Source organism: Williamsia sp. (assembly GCF_016462415.1).
Lineage (GTDB): Bacteria > Actinomycetota > Actinomycetes > Mycobacteriales > Mycobacteriaceae > Williamsia_A.
Genome location: NZ_JAEMTF010000198.1, coordinates 1 through 3,098 on the forward strand (window position 1 = coordinate 1; position 3,098 = coordinate 3,098).

Here is a 3,098-nt window from a genome sequence, read left to right on the forward strand (position 1 = left end):
GGCTGCGGAACTCGTAGTTCGCGAGCTCCTGCACGGCCTGCGCGGTCGACGGCGAGAGGTTCTCGATCTGCATCTCGGCGAACCGGGCGTCGTCGTCGAGGTCACGGGCGAGTTGCTTCCGCTCGGCCAGAACGGCTTTGTCGAGCAGCTCCTTCACCTCGGCGAAGGTCCCGTCGAGGTTGCGCTTGGACAACAGTTCCTGGCGTTTGCGGTTGATCTCCTCGCGCAACTTGTCGAGACCACGCATGTCCTTGGTGCCGCGCCGCAGGTATTCGCGCATGGCGCGCTGCGGCGACACCCCGGCCATCACGTCGGCGCCGATCTCGTCGAGCGCCTCCCGGAGATCGACCGGAGGCGCCAACGGGTCAGGACCGCCGGTGTACCGGCGATACCGCGAGCGGTGGAACTTGTTGCGGGCCATCAGACCCCCCGTTCGTCGAGATTCACTGCGATTGTCGTGTGCCGGGCACGGTCAGCCGTAGATGGTCTGACCGGAGTCATCGGCCTCCTTGCCGATGCGGCGGGCCAGGAACAGCCCCTCCAGCGCGAGTTCGAGTGCGCTGGCACGTTCTCCGTCGTCGGTCGCCTCGAGGCGCTCGGCGATGGCGTCGACGACCGGTCCGGTCACGTCCGGCGCCGGGATCGAGGCGAGGAGCTCTTTTGCGGTGACGCGGTCGCCGGTGACGACGGGCTCACCGGACTCGAGTGCCGAGACCAACGCGGCCATGTCGATGCCGGCGAGGTGTGCGCGGACGGTGTCGGCGGTGGCCTTGCGTAGCAGGTGCTCGAGGATCTCCATCTCGCGCCCCTCTTCGCCGGACTCGAACTCGACCTTGCCGCGGAGCACCTCGATCACCGATTCGAGGTCGACGACGCGGGCGACGGCCGACTCCTCGCCGACGATCGTGGCTCGGTGCAGGGCCGCCGCGGCGACGGTCTCGGCGCCGGCGATGGCGAAGCGGGCGGAGATGCCCGAGCGCTGGTCGACCGACGGGTGGTCGCGGACGTACCGGGTGAAGCGAGCCAGGATCTCGGTGATGAACGAGGGCACGGTGGCGACGAGGTCGGCCTCCTGCTCGATGACGGCGGTCTCGTCGTCGAGCTCGAGCGGGTAGTGCGTGCGGATCTCGGCGCCGAAGCGGTCCTTGAGCGGGGTGATGATGCGGCCGCGGTTGGTGTAGTCCTCGGGGTTGGCGCTGGCCATCAGCATCACGTCGAGCGGTAGGCGCAGCGAGTAGCCGCGGACCTGGATGTCGCGCTCCTCCATCACGTTGAGCATCGACACCTGGATGCGCTCGGCGAGGTCGGGGAGCTCGTTGATGGCGACGATGCCGCGGTGCGCGCGCGGGATGAGTCCGAAGTGGATGGTCTCCGGGTCGCCCAGGCTGCGGCCCTCGGCCACCTTCATGGGGTCGACGTCGCCGACGAGGTCGCCGACGGAGGTGTCGGGGGTGGCCAGCTTCTCGGCGTAGCGCTCCGAGCGGTGCTTCCACTCGATCGGCAGATCGTCCTGCAGGTTGGCTGCCTTGCGGATCGATGCCGGGGTGATGGGCTCATAGGGGTGCTCGTTGAGCTCGGCGCCCTCGATCACCGGGGTCCACTCGTCGAGCAGGCCGACGAGGGTGCGCAGCAGGCGGGTCTTGCCCTGTCCGCGCTCACCGAGCATGACCACGTCGTGACCGGCCAGCAGAGCGCGTTCGAGCTGGGGGATCACCGTGGTCTCGAAGCCGACGATGCCCGGCCAGGGGTTGGTGCCCGACCGCAGTGCGGTGAGCAGGTTGTTACGGATCTCGTCCTTGATGGTGCGTTGAACGTGGCCCGATGCGCGCAGTTCACCAAGAGTGCGGGCTGAAGGATGGGCGGTCGCAGGAGACGTCACGTACTCCACGCTACGAGGGTTTGCGATGGTGCGCACTCAAGGGTGCTCGAGACCCCGCTCTCCCACCCGTTCCCGCGACACGATTCGACTCCCGCGACGGCGATCTCCGTCGCGGGAGTCGAGTGATGTCGCTTGAACGTCGATGGATCCGAACGCGTCCTGTTCGCGTCCAACTCGGGTGACGACGACACCCGACGACCCCGACCGTCTGCTCCGCCGCGGCGATGCCCAGGCCGCCGGCATCACCGACCGCCACCTCATGTCTCGGGTTCGCAGTGGTGAGCTCATCCGGCTGCGTCCCGGCGTGTACGCGGCCGACATGGAACGCACACCCGAGTCGATGCACCGACTCGAGATCCTGGCGACAGAGCATCACCTGTTGACGGTCAGTCATCGATCGGCTGCCGTTCTACACGGCCTCCGGATGCTCAAAGCGGACCTGAGCAGGATCGACGTGAGCTCCGGCAGTCGGTCGGGTGGTCGGATCCACCCGACGCGGCACATCCACAGCGGCCTGCTCGATGCCGACGACGTGGTCATCGTCGACGGGGTGGCGGTGACCTCGCTGGAGCGCACCGCAGCCGACGTCGCCTGCATGGGCGACTTCGACCGCGCACTGGTCGTCTTGGATTCAGCACTGCGGGCGGGTGCCGACTGTGACGCCATCGGCGAGATCCTGGCTCGTCGCCGACGCCGGGGCGTCTCCACGGCACGGATTGCGCTGTCCGTGGCCGACCGCAATGCCGAGAGTGTGGGCGAATCGTGGAGTAGGGCGCAGATGATCACCGCCCGGTTGCCACTACCCAGGCTGCAGGACGGCCGGGTGATCCGCGGACGACGCGTGATCACCGACTTCGACTGGGACCGACAGCTCGTCGGCGAGTTCGACGGCCACATCAAGTACGGGCGCCTGCTACGACCGGGGCAGACCGTCGTCGATGTCGTGGCCGACGAGAAAGCTCGCGAGGACCTGTTGAGGTGGGATGGCTCGATGGTCCTGCGCTGGGTGTGGTCGGACCTCGAACGGCGGCGCGTCGTCGGGATCGTGGCGCCGTGGCTCCACCGACTCGGCCTGATGTGACACGTGCCTTGCGCGACATCGCTCGACTCCCGCGACGGGGATCACTGTCGCGGGAGTCGAGCGGCGTCGCGGGAGCGGACAGCGTCAGCGGATGGCCAGCCACACGGCCAGGCCCAGACCGCCGATGCCGATGGCGAT

At 68.2% G+C, this 3,098-nt stretch carries 2 protein-coding genes and 1 pseudogene; 1 reads left to right on the forward strand and 2 read right to left on the reverse strand.

What is annotated here, in order from left to right; genetic code table 11:
• Positions 1 to 421, reverse strand: a pseudogene (locus JHC79_RS23155) (hypothetical protein); the annotation flags it as partial.
• 51 nt (positions 422 to 472) lie between these two features.
• Complete coding sequence (locus JHC79_RS23160; RefSeq protein ID WP_296395350.1) at positions 473 to 1,879, reverse strand: sigma 54-interacting transcriptional regulator; 1,407 nt, start codon at positions 1,877 to 1,879, stop codon at positions 473 to 475.
• A 178-nt stretch (positions 1,880 to 2,057) separates the two neighbouring features.
• On the opposite strand from JHC79_RS23160, the gene JHC79_RS23165 reads away from it, so the two are divergent.
• The gene (locus JHC79_RS23165) at positions 2,058 to 2,960 is read left to right on the forward strand and encodes a type IV toxin-antitoxin system AbiEi family antitoxin domain-containing protein (RefSeq protein ID WP_296395352.1); all 903 of its coding nucleotides are present in this window, start codon (positions 2,058 to 2,060) and stop codon (positions 2,958 to 2,960) included.
• Positions 2,961 to 3,098 lie beyond the last annotated feature (138 nt).